Annotated in this window: 15 protein-coding genes; 2 read left to right on the forward strand and 13 right to left on the reverse strand. The window is 32.5% G+C overall.

The genetic code is table 11. The features are described from left to right. Nucleotides 1-58 precede the first annotated feature (58 nt). Nucleotides 59-1,651 (reverse strand): RagB/SusD family nutrient uptake outer membrane protein, encoded by a 1,593-nt coding sequence (locus ACQKCJ_RS04105; protein WP_427401436.1) that lies wholly within the window; start codon nucleotides 1,649-1,651, stop codon nucleotides 59-61. 9 nt (nucleotides 1,652-1,660) lie between these two features. Beyond that, nucleotides 1,661-4,765: a SusC/RagA family TonB-linked outer membrane protein gene (locus tag ACQKCJ_RS04110; RefSeq protein WP_427401437.1), complete on the reverse strand. Its 3,105-nt coding sequence runs from the start codon at nucleotides 4,763-4,765 to the stop codon at nucleotides 1,661-1,663. A gap of 374 nt (nucleotides 4,766-5,139) precedes the next feature. On the opposite strand from ACQKCJ_RS04110, the gene ACQKCJ_RS04115 reads away from it, so the two are divergent. Next, nucleotides 5,140-5,802, forward strand: coding sequence for a ribonuclease HII (locus tag ACQKCJ_RS04115; RefSeq protein WP_271334907.1), 663 nt, complete (start codon nucleotides 5,140-5,142; stop codon nucleotides 5,800-5,802). A 53-nt stretch (nucleotides 5,803-5,855) separates the two neighbouring features. Here ACQKCJ_RS04115 and ACQKCJ_RS04120 read toward each other — a convergent pair whose 3' ends face one another. The 5 genes from ACQKCJ_RS04120 to ACQKCJ_RS04140 all read right to left on the reverse strand — a co-directional run bounded on the left by ACQKCJ_RS04120 (nucleotide 5,856) and on the right by ACQKCJ_RS04140 (nucleotide 9,451). Continuing rightward, nucleotides 5,856-6,707 (reverse strand): nuclear transport factor 2 family protein, encoded by an 852-nt coding sequence (locus tag ACQKCJ_RS04120; protein ID WP_427401438.1) that lies wholly within the window; start codon nucleotides 6,705-6,707, stop codon nucleotides 5,856-5,858. A gap of 326 nt (nucleotides 6,708-7,033) precedes the next feature. Next, a complete protein-coding gene (gene lipB / locus ACQKCJ_RS04125; RefSeq protein ID WP_427401439.1) occupies nucleotides 7,034-7,732 on the reverse strand; it encodes a lipoyl(octanoyl) transferase LipB in 699 nt (232 codons plus the stop codon). A gap of 5 nt (nucleotides 7,733-7,737) precedes the next feature. Then, nucleotides 7,738-8,493 (reverse strand): hypothetical protein, encoded by a 756-nt coding sequence (locus tag ACQKCJ_RS04130; protein WP_427401440.1) that lies wholly within the window; start codon nucleotides 8,491-8,493, stop codon nucleotides 7,738-7,740. 233 nt (nucleotides 8,494-8,726) lie between these two features. Further along, on the reverse strand, nucleotides 8,727-9,089 hold the full coding sequence (locus ACQKCJ_RS04135) for a hypothetical protein (protein WP_427401441.1): 363 nt from the start codon (nucleotides 9,087-9,089) through the stop codon (nucleotides 8,727-8,729). Next, the gene (locus tag ACQKCJ_RS04140; protein ID WP_427401442.1) at nucleotides 9,038-9,451 is read right to left on the reverse strand and encodes a hypothetical protein; all 414 of its coding nucleotides are present in this window, start codon (nucleotides 9,449-9,451) and stop codon (nucleotides 9,038-9,040) included. The genes ACQKCJ_RS04135 and ACQKCJ_RS04140 overlap by 52 nt, the downstream gene beginning before the upstream one ends. Nucleotides 9,452-9,900: 449 nt before the next feature. Here ACQKCJ_RS04140 and lysS point away from each other — a divergent pair, with 449 nt between their 5' ends. Then, nucleotides 9,901-11,601 (forward strand): lysine--tRNA ligase, encoded by a 1,701-nt coding sequence (lysS, locus tag ACQKCJ_RS04145; RefSeq protein ID WP_271334912.1) that lies wholly within the window; start codon nucleotides 9,901-9,903, stop codon nucleotides 11,599-11,601. A gap of 332 nt (nucleotides 11,602-11,933) precedes the next feature. Here the strand turns inward: lysS and ACQKCJ_RS04150 are convergent, their stop codons facing one another. From ACQKCJ_RS04150 to ACQKCJ_RS04175, 6 genes are all read right to left on the reverse strand, one after another. Next, the gene (locus ACQKCJ_RS04150) at nucleotides 11,934-12,536 is read right to left on the reverse strand and encodes a hypothetical protein (protein ID WP_271334913.1); all 603 of its coding nucleotides are present in this window, start codon (nucleotides 12,534-12,536) and stop codon (nucleotides 11,934-11,936) included. A gap of 62 nt (nucleotides 12,537-12,598) precedes the next feature. Then, complete coding sequence (locus ACQKCJ_RS04155; protein ID WP_271334914.1) at nucleotides 12,599-13,624, reverse strand: 2-hydroxyacid dehydrogenase; 1,026 nt, start codon at nucleotides 13,622-13,624, stop codon at nucleotides 12,599-12,601. 125 nt (nucleotides 13,625-13,749) lie between these two features. Next, a complete protein-coding gene (locus tag ACQKCJ_RS04160) occupies nucleotides 13,750-13,962 on the reverse strand; it encodes a hypothetical protein (protein WP_427401443.1) in 213 nt (70 codons plus the stop codon). 162 nt (nucleotides 13,963-14,124) lie between these two features. Beyond that, nucleotides 14,125-15,045, reverse strand: a complete 921-nt coding sequence (locus ACQKCJ_RS04165) for a DUF4274 domain-containing protein (protein WP_427401444.1) — start codon at nucleotides 15,043-15,045, stop codon at nucleotides 14,125-14,127. A gap of 102 nt (nucleotides 15,046-15,147) precedes the next feature. Continuing rightward, nucleotides 15,148-15,456: a hypothetical protein gene (locus ACQKCJ_RS04170; RefSeq protein WP_427401445.1), complete on the reverse strand. Its 309-nt coding sequence runs from the start codon at nucleotides 15,454-15,456 to the stop codon at nucleotides 15,148-15,150. Between the two features lie 146 nt (nucleotides 15,457-15,602). Beyond that, complete coding sequence (locus ACQKCJ_RS04175; protein ID WP_427401446.1) at nucleotides 15,603-15,902, reverse strand: hypothetical protein; 300 nt, start codon at nucleotides 15,900-15,902, stop codon at nucleotides 15,603-15,605. Nucleotides 15,903-16,067: the final 165 nt, after the last annotated feature.

Raw genomic sequence — 16,067 nt, forward strand, 5'->3', positions numbered from 1 at the left:
AACCCCCAATCAGAAAAGTGATTGAGGGTTTTCAAAAAAATCAAAATATTTATTTTTTCTAATTCCAGTCTGGATTTTGTCCTAAACCTGGATTAGTGTTTAATTCAATTTGTGGTATAGGCCATAAGAACTTATAATTCTCATAGGGTATAGCAGCAATAGGAGTAGTAACAACAAAACTATTTCCTAATACATATGCAGCAGCAGCAGGTGCGCCATTAGCAAATTTTGCAGGAACTCCCTTATTAGCATCAGCAATAGCTGGTATTGGGTCATTTTGCAATCTATGAATATCTGTCCATCTGCGCCCTTCCTGTAAAAACTCAATTCTTCTTTCTTTAAGAATACCCGCGACCAAGGCAGCGTCTGTAGGGAAATCAGCAGCAACATAAGCTTGAGTAGCCGAAATAGCTAAAGATCTGTTTCTTACAGAGTTTAACAAAGTCAAAGCAGCAGTTGGATTTGACAAACGTGCCTGAGCCTCAGCCATGTTCAATACTACTTCAGCATATCTAATAACTGGTGCAGCATCTGTTCTGTTAGTAACGTCCGTATATTTATTAGAATATTTAATCCCAGAAGCAGGAGTAAAGATAAACTTGCCGTTTTCTCTTCGTTTATCATCAGCTAACCATTTAGAATCTCTCCAAAGAATTGGACTAATACAAACTAAAGCCCTGTCTTTTAATATACTAGCTAACGCAGCATTTGAACCAGGATTAGATATAGCAGAATGTTGGATAGAAAAAATAGATTCTGAGTTACTAGGCGCACTTCCAGTAGTATTCTGAAACGGAGCATAAGGATCAGCAGTAATTGCAAAAGCAGTTTTTAACTTGTCTCCTTCAAGAATTACATTTGCCCAATCTCTCTTTTGAAGATAAAGTCTAGTTTTGAACGCAATTGCAGCCCATTTAGAAGCTCTACCAACAACTCTTGATGAAAAACTAGTTGAGTTACCAGTTGTGATTAAAGTTTCTGCATCATTTAAATCTGCCAAAACTTTTGCATAAACATCAGCAACAGTATTTCGTGGCTTTGCTGATTCTGCTTTAATTTCTTCACTTGTATTAACCCCAACTTCTCTGTAAGGAACACCAGGATGCGTAGCACCAGGAGTAAAAAAATATGGTTTTGCAAAATAAGTAAGTAATTCTAAATGTGTAATCGCTCTTAAAAATTTAGCTTGTCCAATGTAATCATTTCCTACAGCCTGAGTAATTATACCCTTAGCAACAGCATCTGTTGTTCCTTCGATCATAATGTTACATCTGTTGATTAATCTGTAACCATCCACCCAGTAGTAAACATTATTAGCCGTTGTTGGATCGTAAGTACCTCTGTATGTTAACTCGTAAAAAGTTTGCATGTTTACAACATCTTCACCTCTTGTTTCACCTTGTTCTACAAACGCAGCTCCCCAAACATAACCTCTACCACCATTTGGACTGGTTGGTGCAGCATTATATTGACCAATAGCCGCAGCATTATAAACCCCATTCATGTAGGTAGAAATCAACGTAGGTGTTGTAAAAGCATCTGGACTTAGAATATTGTTTACTGGTTTTAAATCCAATATTTTTTCTTCTGTACATGAGCTCATCCCGAGTACGACTACAGAAAGTAAAATTGTTTTTATTATATTTTTCATATGTTTTTTTTATAAACTTACATTTAATCCAACTGATATCACTTTAGCACGTGGGGTACCATTCACATCTACTCCAGATGTTTCCATTTCAGGATTTATACCTTTATACTTTGTTATTAACCAGATATTTTGTGCCTGAACAAATAATCTAAAGTTATCTACTCCTATTTTGTCCATTACTAACTTAGGTAATGTATATCCTAAACTGATGTTATCAAGTGAGATAAAATCACCTTTTTCAACAAAACGCGTAGTGGCATTTCCTGAAAGATTCGTAAATGTATTAGAACTAGCAATTAATCTTGGTGTCCATCCGTCTCCAGGATTATCAACACTTTGCCACCTTCCTAATATCTCAGTACCATTATTGTTGAAATTTTGATTCATTAATTCTCTTCTGGTTGCGTTGAAAACTTTATTTCCTCCACTAAATCTAAACATGAAACCAAAATCAAGATTTTTATACTTCATAGTAGATGTAAAAGAACCATAATATGTAGGCAATGTATTTCCTAAGATAGTTTTATCAGCAGTTCCTAAAGATGCTCCAGTAGCTACGTTAGCAGGATTAGCAGGGTCATAAACAGCATACGTTGTTGTACTAAGATTTCCTTGTACTAAACTACCATCAGCTTTGTAATAAACAGGATTACCATTTGCGCTGTTAACACCCCAATATCTGTACCCATATAAAGAGTTAATCGATTCTCCTTCTTTGATAATAATGTTAGGTGCAATATTTGTATCTGTAGATGAACCACCTACAATTGGTTGCCCACCATATAAAGCAGTAACTTTATTTTTAGTAAAAGTCACGTTAGAAGATACATCCCATTTGAAATTTGCATTATTGATAGCTTTGAAAGTTACAGCAAATTCATATCCCTGATTGTACATTGCACCAACGTTTTGGTTGATTGTATTGTTTGGAATACCAATAGATGGAGGTGTTGGCGCAGCTAAAACTAAATTATCAATATCATTTTTATAATAATCAAATGCTACAGTCAAACGATTGTTGAACAATCCTAAATCTACACCAAAGTCCACTTTACTAGAAGTCTCCCATTGTAATAAAGGATTTCCAAATTGATAATAACCAATACCATTTGAACTTCCGTATGGAGAACCAATTGTAAGATCTTTTGAAGGATAAGATGCTCCGTTTAAAACATCAACGTTACCCACTTCAGAATAAGAACCTCTGAATTTCAAATCAGAAACTACACTATTAATTCCTTCCATAAATCCTTCTTTAGAAACTGTCCAACCTGCAGAAACTCCAGGAAAATTATGGTATCTAACATCTGATTCAAACTGAGAAATTCCGTCACGTCTAATAGATCCCTGAACAAAATATTTCTCTTTGTAGTTGTATGTCACACGACCTAAGTATGATATAATTCCTTTTTCTAAAATACCACCACCGGTATCTTTAGTATTAAAACTATTATTTACTAAGTTCTTATCAAAGAAGTCACTTATAATATCACTTCCCTGACCCCATAATGTTTTATCTTGTGATTTTTGATACTCAGCAACCCCTGTCACACCAAGGTTATGATCTTCAGCAAAAGTATGCTTGTAATTCAAAATATTTTGCCAGTTCCATCTCAACAGATTTCTATTCTCCTGGTACACATATCCATTAAATGAACGTCCGTCTCCATGAATAGGATTCCAGTAATAAAAGCCATCTGTTGAAGCATTATCTGCACTTACTTGTAATTTATAACTTAAGTCAGAAGTAATTTTTGCATTTGCAAATACACTTGCAATAATTCTTGTTGTTGTTGATTTATATTTGTTATGGTCAAGAACATACATAATATTTGTAATAGCGTCGCCTACAGCAGCTAAGTTATCCCACTGACCAACAGCAGCATTACCCGGTGCAAGATTATATCCAGTTGGATCAAGAGCATCATAAATCGGTGTGTTTGGTAATTGTCTGATTGTATTAAAAATATTACCCGACAATCCACTTGCATTACTATTCAAACCATTATACTCAGTTCTGTTCACATTTAAATTAGTCCCAAAACTTAACCATCTGTTGATATCCTGATCAATATTCGCTCTAATCGAATATTTTTTCATACTATTTGATAAATTGATACCATCTAAATCAGTAATTCCTAAAGACAAATAATATTTTGTTTTCTCAGAACCTCCACTAAAATTAAGATTATGTGTAGTTTGAGGAGCATTTCTTAAAACAGCACTTTGCCAATCTGTATTATACGTATTTCCTACAGCCCAAGGAGTTTGTCCTGCATTCGATCTCTTCTCATTAGAGATAGTAATGAAATCCGGAGTTTGTAATAAATCGTATTTTTTAGCTGCACTAGCAACACCAAAAACGCTTGAATAACTCACTTTTAGAGCTCCTCTTTTTCCGCTTTTAGTAGTAATCAAAATAACACCATTAGCAGCTCTCGAACCGTAAATAGCTGTCGCAGCACCATCCTTTAAAATGTCGAAAGATTCAATATCTTCCGGGTTGATGTCAGCCAAACCATTTGTAGCTGAAACACCACCAATATCGCCAGAATAAATAGGAATACCATCTACAACAATTAAAGGCTCTGTACTTCCGGAAATAGATCCAATACCTCTAATTCTAATTTTTGGAGCAGCACCAAGAAGACCTGTATTAGTTAAAACCTGGACTCCTGTTGCTCTACCTGCTAATACTCCCTCGAAACTTGGAGTAACTAAATTAGCAATATCACTTCCGGCAATTTTAGAAATAGAACCCGTAACTTCTTTTCTTTTTTGTACACCGTAACCAACAACAACAACTTCATTCATCAATTGAGCCTCTGACTCTAATTGAACATTTACACTGTTTGATGTTCCAACAGTAGCTTCTCTATTATTCATACCTACGTATGAAAATATTAAAACATCTCCAGTTTTTGCTTTCACGGAATAACTTCCGTCGAAATCTGTCTGGGTACTTACTTTAGTTCCTCTTACAAGAACATTTACTCCTGGAATGACGCCTGTTTTATCAGAGACCTTTCCGGTAACAGTTCTCTCCTGAGCGAAAGAAAACTGCATAGACAACGCTACTAATAGCGTACAAATCCATTGTAATTTTAATTTCATTTTAGTTTATTTTGAATTAGTATGCGGCAAACATCTTAATTATTTCTTAAAATACCAAAACATTTTAACTTATTTTTAATCTAATTTTTTAAACATCCATCAATTTATACCTTAAAAAGCACTAATTTTAATCGTTTTAATAAAATTATTCCTCGCTTTTTTGCATAAATTTCAAACTTACGTAAATCTGATACTTAACTTTTTTTTAACAATTAATCAAGACAAATTAGTAAACCTCATAAAAAACAATACCTACTTTTACGAACATCATCAAAATACATAGCTTATTTACTTTTTTGATAAATCCTAGATTATTATTAAAGAATTAAAAAAAAATATTTTATAATATTTGCATCTCAAAAAGAAAAAATAAAATGCTTGCAAAAAATTTCTCAGGTTTTATTTTAGAAACAGGAACAGATGAAGCCGGTAGAGGTTGTTTGGCAGGTCCTGTAACAGCGGCAGCTGTAATTCTACCTGCTGATTTTGAAAATTTAATTTTAAATGACAGTAAACTATTGTCTGAGAAAATAAGAGTATCTTTAAAACCAATTATCGAACAACATGCTGTTTGTTTTTCTGTGACACATTTACATCCTGACGAAATAGATGAGATCAATATATTAAATGCATCAATGAAGGGAATGCAGGAATGTATCCTGAAATTAAATCAGATTCCTGAATTTATTATTGTGGATGGTAATCGTTTACTGAATGCAAAACTGGGTTTAAAAAATACTTTTGGTAAACAATTTTCGAAAAAAGAAATCGAATTATTAAAATCCATACCCAATGAAAGTATTATAAAAGGAGACTCTAAATATATAAGTATAGCTGCGGCTTCTGTGTTAGCAAAAACATATCGCGATGAGTACATGGATCAAATTCACGAAGAATTTCCAATGTACAACTGGAAACAAAACAAGGGATATCCAACAAAAGAACATCGTGAAGCTATTAGAAAATATGGCCCAACAAAATACCACCGAATGAGTTTCAGGCTTTTGCCGGAACAACTCGAATTAATTTTTGAATGATTAAAAGACCTATATAATTACAAGTTTTTAATCATTCAAAAAAATAACTTTCCTTATTTTTTGCTTTTTAAAAACTCTGCAAATTGCTTTGTATCAAAATAAAATGGTCTAATGGCAATAATTTTCCCGTTTTTTAAATCGAGATGTTCTGAAATTGGCATTGAAAGTGTTTTACCTGATTTTTTTGCTTTCGCCTTTATTGTAAAATAAATAATAACTTCATTTTTAGTCGCGTCACTAAAATAAACAGGCTCTTTTTCTATTTGTAAATCAAAAAATTCAGTTGATTTTGTATACATCTTAATCCATTCGTTAAAACCAACATACGTTCCTCCGTAAGGCAATCCTTCGGCTTGGCTATATATTGCTCCTTCTTCGATTAAAGGTGCCATTGTGGTAAAATCTCTGGTTTTAAAAAAGCTTTCATAATATTGTGCTACAACTTTAAAATTATCGGTTTCAATATTTTTCAAAACTTCTGATTCTGGCAAAGTAGCTTCTGAATCCCAAAAACCAATAATTTTACTTACCTGTCCTTTTCCATTGAGTCTGGCAAAATCACGTCCTGCCATTATAAGTTTATTTTTTGAATCTAAAATTTTCCAGTCCCAACTTACATAATTGTCTTTTACTACTTTTGAGCCCGAAGTTAATATAGCATCCGGGAACTTTTTATAAAACTCATTGATAACATTATTAAGGGCAACTGTTCCCTTTATAGACGCAGAAGGATCTTCGAAAGTACTTTCCTCTAGCCAGATTGTTTTTATTATTTTTAATCTTGTCTCGCTATTGCGTTCTGACCAGACTTTTTCATAAACTGAAATTGGATATAATTTATCTTTTTTTTGAGCAAAAAGACCATTAAGCATAAAAAGGAAGCAAATAAAGTAGATTTTTCTCATATGTTATTTAATTAGATTTGGTTTAAAACTTTTATTAGAAGGGTCAAACCAAATTTAGCATAAAAAACCATACAATTACTACCCTTTTGTACAATTTACTATTCTAAAAAAGAAAACTATTAAGGAAAACTTATTGACCTATTTATCTTATTTCCCCACTTTAAAATATCATCTAAAAAAAGCATTCGGCCTTATCGAAATAAAAATGATATTGGTTTTTTAATCCTGAGTAGCAAAAACAAACGTAAATACTAAAGGAGCTACAATTATTATAAAATTGCAGCTCCTTCAGCATTTTTCCTATTATTTATATTTAATAAGCCAATTTAAACGAATTCAGCTTCAAACAGTTCAGCTAAATGTTTTACAATTTTCGCTTTTACTTCGGCTTCATCGACTTTTTCCACGCCTAGTTCTACTTGTAATGAAGTAACACCTTTACCGCGAATTCCACACGGAATTATATTATCGAAGTAACCCAAATCAACATTTACATTTAAGGCAAATCCGTGCATGGTAACCCAGCGTGAAGCACGTACTCCCAAAGCACAAATTTTACGTGCAAACGGTGTTCCGGCATCTAGCCAAACTCCAGTTTCGCCTTCGCTCCTGCCACATTTTAAACCATATTCTTCTAAAGTAAGAATAATAGCTTCTTCGAGAAAACGTAAATATTTATGAATATCAGTGAAGAAATTTTCCAGATCCAAAATAGGATAACCTACAATTTGTCCCGGTCCGTGATACGTTATATCACCCCCACGATTGATTTTATAAAAAGTTGCGCCTTTGGCTTCGAGTTGTTTTTCGTTTAATAATAAATTTTCCAGATCTCCGCTTTTACCTAAGGTATAAACATGAGGATGCGATACAAAAAGTAAATAATTTGGAGTTGGCAAATCGAGCTCTTCTCTCCTGTTTTTGATTTTTAAGTCGACTATATCTTTAAAAATTTCTTCCTGATATTCCCAGGTCGATTTATAATCTTTGCTTCCTAAATCCTGAAGTTGAATTTTTTTATTCATTTTAATTATTTCTCAAACTCAACATCAAAGTTAAGTTTCTCAGGATTCTCCATATAATCCGTGAAAGGGTATTGAATTGTAATTGATTTTCTATCCTCGCTAAACAAAGCACCTGGGTTTGATACTTTTTTGATTCGTTTAGGAAAATGATATTTTATGATATAAGTCGACGAAGCAAAAATCATTTTAGACATATCTGCAGCAGAATCTTTTGCTTTTGCAGCTAGTTTTTGTTTATCTATTATTGCTTTACGCGTAAACTTCTTCCCATCATAACTGTAACTTAACTTACTATTATTATCTCCTAAACCTTTTGCAAAAGGTGTTGAAGAATTTGCCCCGCCTTCTAATTTTTGAAGTGCGCTTAAAGATTGCAATGCATCTTGTAATTCATTTACGTTTTTAAAATCAGTCGAAAGTGTCATTAAGAACTCTTTTTTCTCTGCGTTCATTTTGGTATTTACTACAAAATTTTCCAGCTTTTTAAGTTCTTTTTGCGCTTCAGGGGATAATTTTGCAATACTATCCTTTTTCTGTTCAAATAATTGTTTGAAGGTAAAAGTAGAATCTATATTTTTCTTGGCATCAGCTCCCATTTGATCACCAAGCTGATCTCCTGCCATTGCCATTAAAGACGAACCATCCATGTCGACAGAAAACTTCCCGGTTCCGTTATCGTTTACATAAATATTTTCGGTTAATGTGCAGCTTGTTAACGTTGCTAATACAAAACAAAAACTAAGTAACTTGTATAATTTCATAATGGCGAATTTTTCATCAAAGATACGAAGACTATTTTTATTTTTTTATCGTGGATTTGTATAATTGTTGATGCGAAAATTGCTCACGGATTTGACGGATTGAAATGGGTTGAACGCAGGTTATTTCCGTTTAATCTTTGTCAAAGTTTTGACTTTGACAAAGATCGTGTCTTCAAAATAAAAAAAACAGCGTTAACCTGTTTAAATTCGTTAAATCCTTGCCCTATGATAATTCACTCTAAAACGACTTCTAAGCTTGTCATTTCAGGATTTTGCATACAATCTGAAAGCTTAAATTCTATTGTCATTGTTTTTTTATCTGAACTGATAATTGCTTTTTCATTTGAAACTGATTTTATTTTATGAGGAAAATGATATTGCAAAATATAGCTTTGCGTCAATTTTAAAGAAGCATATTTAGGATCCACATTCCTAAATTGATCTTTTTCTTTTTGTAGCTGCTCTGGATTTGTGACCGAAACCAAACGTTTAAAAACTTTTCCATCAAAAGAGTATTCTATTTTGTAATAGTGATTTTCAGCAGTTAAAGCGTAGTTGTGCCTGAGGTCATTTGCATAATCTTCTGTTTTATACAAATCGGCAATTTCTGAAACTTTACTAAAATTTGAGTAAATGTATTTCGGAATTCTTTTTCGAAGGAACTTTTTTTAAGATGTGCTTTTACATTCGCATACCTTTTAAATAATTGTTGTTCGACAGTTGTATATTTTAAAAATGTCTCGTTGTATTTTGTGATATATTCCTGAAAAACAAATGTTGTATCCTGAAAAGCTTCTTCTCGAGAATAGTTTTCTCCAACCACTTGCATATAACTATTTTCATCGCGAAGTTGTTCAACTTCAATATTACCGCTTCCGTCTGGTTTTATTGTGATGGTTTCTGTGATCTGACAACTTGTAAGAAGGAGTAGAATTATTAAGGCTGATATGTATTTCATTTTTTTTAAGGCTCTGAGGTTTTGAGAAGCTAAGATACTGCGGTTTTCGGTTTATTTCTTACATTTTTTTACACAATATTGTGTTTGTGTATTTTACTCATTAAGTATTGTTTTTTATTTCGACGAAGGAGAAATCACATCCAGTATTCTACAAAGATGGGCGAATTTCTTTGCGGAGTTCCTGGTGTGATTTCTCCTTCTTCGAAAGGACAGAAAAACCGAAAGGACAGAAACACTCCAACCAAAACATCTTTTAAAAACTAAAATTTCTAATCCAGCCCCGATAGAAGCGGTATCCTTTTTTGCTTTTTCTGCAAAAAAGATACAACCGAATAGCGGGACAAAAGAATCTTGAAACGCAATAAATTACTGCTACAAAAAATCTAAAACCTGCATTCTAAAATCTACATTCTTTTCTTTATCTTTGCACACTTAAAAAAGAGCACAAAATGGCATTATCAGAACAAGAAATCATCAGAAGAGAAAAACTTCAAAACTTACGCAACTTAGGAATCAATCCTTATCCTGCTAATCTTTTTCCAGTAAATCATACTTCAAAGCAAATAAAGGAGTCGTTTGAAGAAGGTAAGAAGGTGATCGTTGCCGGTCGTTTGATGAGCGTGAGAGATCAGGGAAAAGCTTGTTTTGCTGAATTGCAGGATAGCGAAGGACGCATACAATTGTACGTGAACCGCGATGTTTTGTGTGAAGGTGATGATAAAACTTTATACAACACTGTATTTAAAAAACTAACTGATTTAGGTGACTTTATTGGAATTGAAGGTGAATTGTTTACCACTAAAGTTGGTGCGCAATGTATTCGTGTTGACGGATTTACTTTCCTGAGTAAAACTTTACGTCCGTTGCCTTTACCAAAAGTAGATGAAGAAGGAAACGTTCACGATGCTTTTAATGATCCTGAATTACGTTACAGAATGCGTTATGTAGATTTAACTGTGAATCCGCAAGTTAAAGAGAATTTTATCAAACGTACAAAGTTGTATACTGCAATGCGTGGTTATTTTAACGATGCAGGATATCTTGAAGTTGAAACTCCGGTTTTACAATCGATTCCTGGTGGAGCTGCAGCACGTCCGTTTATCACGCACCATAATTCACTTGATATTCCGCTTTATATGCGTATTGCAAACGAATTGTATTTGAAAAGATTAATTGTTGGTGGTTTTGAAGGTGTTTATGAATTCTCGAAAAACTTTAGAAATGAAGGTATGGACAGAACGCATAATCCTGAATTTACCGCAATGGAAATATACGTAGCCTACAAAGACTACAACTGGATGATGGAATTTGCTGAAGGTCTTCTTGAGCATTGTGCAATTGCAGTAAACGGAACGAGCGAAGTTACTTTTGGTGAACACGAAATTAACTTTAAAGCGCCTTATGCCCGTGTAACGATGACGGATTCTATCAAACATTTTACAGGTTTTGATATTTCTGGTAAAACAGAGGAGGAATTGTTTGACGCTGCCAGAGGAATGGGAATTGACGTTAATAAAACAATGGGGAAAGGAAAACTGATTGATGAAATTTTTGGAGCAAAATGCGAAGGAAATTATATTCAGCCTACTTTCATTACTGATTACCCTAAAGAAATGTCGCCTTTGTGTAAAGAGCACCGCGATAATCCTGAACTTACAGAACGTTTTGAATTGATGGTTTGTGGTAAAGAAATTGCAAATGCTTATTCTGAATTAAACGACCCAATTGATCAACGTGAGCGTTTTGAAGATCAAATGCGTTTGGCTGAAAAAGGTGATGATGAAGCAAACGGAATTATCGATGAAGATTTCTTAAGAGCACTTGAATACGGTATGCCTCCAACATCCGGAATGGGAATTGGTATGGATCGTTTGATTATGTACTTAACAAACAATGCATCGATTCAGGAAGTTTTATTGTTCCCGCAAATGCGTCCGGAGAAAAAACAATTAATTGAATTGTCTGATGAAGAGAAAGCAATTATTGATTTATTAAAAGGAAACGAAAATAAAATGGATTTAGCACAACTAAAAGTTACTGCCAATTTAAGCGGTAAAAAATGGGATGCTGCCATGAAAAACTTATCTAGACACGGTTTAACAAAAGTGGCTGTTGAAGGTGAGTTTAAATTTGTAGAACTTGTAGAGTAAATTTTAAAATTCCAATTTTTAAAAATTCCAAATTCCAAAATTGTTATAATATTCAAACCCGACAAATTTTTAAAAATTTGTCGGGTTTTTTATTTATTTAACTTAAAATCCTTTAATCATGAATACTTTAAAATTTACCAATTCGAACAATATGAATTTGATATTCTGAAACAAAGCGAAGAGGATATAAAATATGACAGAGTTATTTCTTAAGAAGATTTAGATAGAGAAGACTTAGAATGGCTTTCTAAACTGGAGTTCTAAACCCGACAGGTTTTAAAAACCTGTCGGGTTTGCCAAAGACTGTTCTTTTCGGATGGCTTCTTTCTATTTTAAAACGAATACTTCTCTAATTTCTTTCCTTGAATATCCAACACCTTCGTATTTTCTTTAGGAACATCACCTTTCCAAATTTCCTGAACAGATGGATTGGAAGGATATTTACCATTCTTTATTTTTAGAAGATGAAATTTTCCTCCAGTTTCAAAAATAAGATCATAAAATTTATCCGATGTTGAAGTTGTTACTAATATTGGGAAATCTGTCACAGTAAACTTGTTGATTACACTTCCGTCATTGTTTAGGATATATCCTGAACAACCTCCGCTTCCGCAAAAATAAGGGTTGGAGAAACCTACGAAATATTCATCCTTTTTATCATTATTTAAATCGAAAGCACTGTAATAAAAGAATCTGTCGTCTTTTGTCATTGCAGGCAAATCTTTCTTTAATAGAATATTCAATTGTGTACGAATCAGTTCAACCGCTTTATCATCTTTTACGGGAGCATCGCTAACATCTGCAGTTCCTGCAACTGTTTTTGACAATGTATCTTCAGCAACTGTTTTAATGATACTTTTTGAGTCGGTTTTGTCCTTGTTTTGGCATGAAATCATTCCCAGAATCATAAATGCCATTAAAATTTTATTTTTCATAATTATTATTTTTTATAAGTTTAAAACACAGAGAATATTCAATGAGAGAAACTAATTCATTTTTAAACCAACAAAGCTGCTTTGTTTTCAATATCATTATTAGTCAGCAAAGATTTAATATTATTAAACGTAACCAAAGCAATCTGCGTTAAAGCTTCGTTGGTAAAAAACGCCTGATGTGCTGTAACCAAAACATTGGGAAAACTCATTAAACGCTGAATATTATCATCCTGGATAATATCTTCTGAAAGATCTCTGAAGAATAGTTTTTCTTCTTGTTCATAAACATCGATTCCCAAATAACCAATTCTACCTTCTTTTAAACCTTCGATTACAGACGCTGTCTCAATTAATCCGCCTCTACTCGTATTGATAATCATCACGTTATCCTTCATCGAAGCAATCGAGTTTTTATTTACTATATGTTTCGTCTGATCGTTTAAAGGACAATGAAGTGAAATAATATCACTCGATTTAAAAATCTCTTCTAATGATACAAATTCAACTCCGTCTTTTTCCATTTCAGGATTCGTTACAATATCATAAGCCAAAACTTTACATCCAAAACCCAATGCAATTTTCGCAAAAGCTTTCCCTATATTTCCCGTTCCGATGATTCCGATTGTTTTGCCGAATAAATCAAAACCTAATAATCCGTTTAGAGAGAAGTTTTGTTCACGAACTCTGTTATATGCTTTATGCGTTTTTCTGTTTAAAGTCAAAATCATGGCTATCGCATGTTCTGCAACTGCCTCTGGTGAATATGCCGGAACTCGGCAGACTTTTAAATTGTACTTTTTAGCCGCTTCTAAATCTACATTATTAAAACCGGCACAGCGTAAAGCAATAATTTTCACGCCTTTTTCTACCAATTGTTTTATAACTGCTTCGTTGACAATATCGTTTACAAAAACACAAACAATTGAAGCATTTTCGATTAAAATTACAGTTTGCGGATTCAGTTGCGTTTCGAAAAAATCCAATTGAAAACCAAACTCCTTATTATGCTTATTAAAAAAAGCCTTGTCATAAGGTTGTGTTGAAAAAAAAGCGATTTTATTGTTATTTACTGCGGTATTTAAACTCATAATAGTTTCTTTTGGATTGTTAATTTCCGGTTTTACTAAATTACGCAATTAATCTTAAAGTAAATTTCTGATCATAAAAAAAGAGCTCAAAATTGAACTCTTTTAAACTTCTCTAATTATTTGTCTTAGGTTTCTGCTATACCTCCTGCAGCAACTATTTTATTATTTCTTATTTTAAATTCAAGACCATGCTCAATATCTAAATCGTATCGAATTAAAATTTGAATCGTATTTCTTTTCAAGATTCTTATATATATTACATTTTTTATGTATTCAAAATGTTTCTCTTTTGCATCAATATTAAGAGGTTCTTTTCCAGACTGTTGACTCTCCTCCATTATATTTTAAATAATGAATTTTAAAATCATTCGTGAATTTTACTTGCAATCTTTTTTCAACATTTAACAAATCAAGTTCTGTAATTGACTTTTCACAGTTAGAAAATTTCACTTCTTCCATATTGAATTCTATTTAATTTATTTATCCCAAAAACTAAAATATCATTCTCTAAACTTCAAATGATCAGTACTAAAAAGCAACCCAATTCCGCTATAAGGATCTCTTTTTAAATCATAAAAATTACTTGCTCCTTCTAAATCTTTATACAAATCTGAAATTATCGAAGATTTCTGAAACCCATCAATGGTATGATTTATAATAGTATCTGCCAAACAAGTTAATTCTTTTGTTGCATTTGTAACCCCTATATTATTTCCTGTTTCCCAATCCCAAATAATCCAACTCCAATTGTGTTTTTTATGAATACAATCCATCCATAAATACGACAGATTCTTAATTTTAATTTTTCCTAATTCTTTCGTTTTCCAATATTCAATACTTTCGATTATAGCTTTAATTGCGTCATTTGTCTCGCCATAAACAAAATCAGAATTTGAGATTTGAATAATTTTTATAGCATCTGCTATTTTTGAGTTTATTGTTTTTAATTCCTTTTCATTCGGGTTTCTTAAAAAAGCAAATTCAATATCTATTCGGTCAAAAACAATTCCTGGCGATTTTATCTGCATTTCTGCAGGAATACATTTAATACTGGAATTTTCATCGAGAAACTCTTCCCTTGGATCAAACGAAAAATTTCCATCGACATAAAAACCGGAAATATATCTTTCTTCAATATCTTTTATTAATGGATAACTCTCAAAATTTATATCTTGCTTTATCTCGTCTTCGTTTTTGAATTTGCAAAAATAATCAGGCTGTAACATCCAATACAAGCAAAGTGCAGTTCCTTTATCCAGATAAATTTGCTTTATGATCCATTTAAAAGGTTCGATTCCGTCATCATAATTCCAATGCTGCACAAATTGATGTAATTCCGATGCAGTTAATTTTTGATACGACATTTCGTTATTTACTGCTTTAAGAACTCTGTTTTTATTTTTCTTATTGAATAATTCCATTTTTTTATTTGCTAAGGATATCTCTTTTAAAATTTTAAATTCTTTACAAATTTAAAAATGTGATTTAGAACAACACTACTAAATAAAATTAGATCTTGTTTTTCAATAACTATATATTGCACCAATCCTTTCCCGAACCTTTCCAAATTTAGGAACATCATTATATATTGTCTGCATAAGATTTTGATCTCCAGGCAATCCAAGAGCAACTAAAGCTTTTTGTTTAGGCAACGCCTGAAAAAATCCCACTCGATTAGCACCAAACGAAATAAGTAATGAAATAATTAAAATTACAGGAATCAGATATAAAATTAAATGCACAAATTCTTTAAAATCACTTGTCAAAAAAAATAGCGTAATACCTAAAGACAGTGAAGAAAACAGAAAGAAACCAAGAAAAATATATTTCATTGATTTAAACTCAAAATCAAGACTTAAACCGTTCCCATAAATTGGGTCGAATGCAATAATTCTTTTTATCGGACTATGTACTGCTATTATTTTATCCTCTTTTATAAGTAACTCAACTTCGTCTTGATCTTTAAAGAAAATCCCCCCTAGCCAACCTTTAAAAGGTCTCCCTTAATTTCCATCTCATCCCAATATAATTTACCTCTTGCAGCAGGATAATAACAATTCATAGCCATACCAGTTAAGGCGCCTGTACTATTTCCTGAAAGTGCTGATAAAACTGGAGCATATAATCTGGCATTACGCTCAAACTCTCCGGATTTAGTTTGACGTTCTTCTAAGGAATATTGAAGATTAGAAATTTTTCCGGTTATAGAACTGAGACCTGATTTCATTATCCTTTTTTCGACCGGTACTCTATTTATTATAGTTTCTGTTATTGTCATGCTGAATATATTTTAATAAAAAAATATTTTTTTGCAAGATTAAAGTATTCATTCTCTTTAATGTATTTACATAAGACAAAGTAATAATAGAATAAGACAAAATCACACACATGAAGGTCAAAATACAATATTGACTAATAATTTTTCGTTTTGTTAAATTATATA

The organism is Flavobacterium sp. NPDC079362 (assembly GCF_050267765.1).
GTDB classification, from domain to species: domain Bacteria; phylum Bacteroidota; class Bacteroidia; order Flavobacteriales; family Flavobacteriaceae; genus Flavobacterium; species Flavobacterium azizsancarii.

Coding starts and splice junctions, on each gene's coding strand:
- lysS (WP_271334912.1), top strand. CDS start 9,901: ATGGCATTATCAGAACAAGAAATCATCAGAAGAGAAAAACTTCAAAAC.
- ACQKCJ_RS04150 (WP_271334913.1), bottom strand. CDS start 12,536: ATGAAAAATAAAATTTTAATGGCATTTATGATTCTGGGAATGATTTCA.
- lipB (WP_427401439.1), bottom strand. CDS start 7,732: ATGAATAAAAAAATTCAACTTCAGGATTTAGGAAGCAAAGATTATAAA.
- ACQKCJ_RS04130 (WP_427401440.1), bottom strand. CDS start 8,493: ATGAAATTATACAAGTTACTTAGTTTTTGTTTTGTATTAGCAACGTTA.
- ACQKCJ_RS04155 (WP_271334914.1), bottom strand. CDS start 13,624: ATGAGTTTAAATACCGCAGTAAATAACAATAAAATCGCTTTTTTTTCA.
- ACQKCJ_RS04105 (WP_427401436.1), bottom strand. CDS start 1,651: ATGAAAAATATAATAAAAACAATTTTACTTTCTGTAGTCGTACTCGGG.
- ACQKCJ_RS04175 (WP_427401446.1), bottom strand. CDS start 15,902: ATGACAATAACAGAAACTATAATAAATAGAGTACCGGTCGAAAAAAGG.
- ACQKCJ_RS04110 (WP_427401437.1), bottom strand. CDS start 4,765: ATGAAATTAAAATTACAATGGATTTGTACGCTATTAGTAGCGTTGTCT.
- ACQKCJ_RS04160 (WP_427401443.1), bottom strand. CDS start 13,962: ATGGAGGAGAGTCAACAGTCTGGAAAAGAACCTCTTAATATTGATGCA.
- ACQKCJ_RS04120 (WP_427401438.1), bottom strand. CDS start 6,707: ATGAGAAAAATCTACTTTATTTGCTTCCTTTTTATGCTTAATGGTCTT.
- ACQKCJ_RS04170 (WP_427401445.1), bottom strand. CDS start 15,456: ATGAAATATATTTTTCTTGGTTTCTTTCTGTTTTCTTCACTGTCTTTA.
- ACQKCJ_RS04165 (WP_427401444.1), bottom strand. CDS start 15,045: ATGGAATTATTCAATAAGAAAAATAAAAACAGAGTTCTTAAAGCAGTA.
- ACQKCJ_RS04115 (WP_271334907.1), top strand. CDS start 5,140: ATGCTTGCAAAAAATTTCTCAGGTTTTATTTTAGAAACAGGAACAGAT.
- ACQKCJ_RS04140 (WP_427401442.1), bottom strand. CDS start 9,451: ATGAAATACATATCAGCCTTAATAATTCTACTCCTTCTTACAAGTTGT.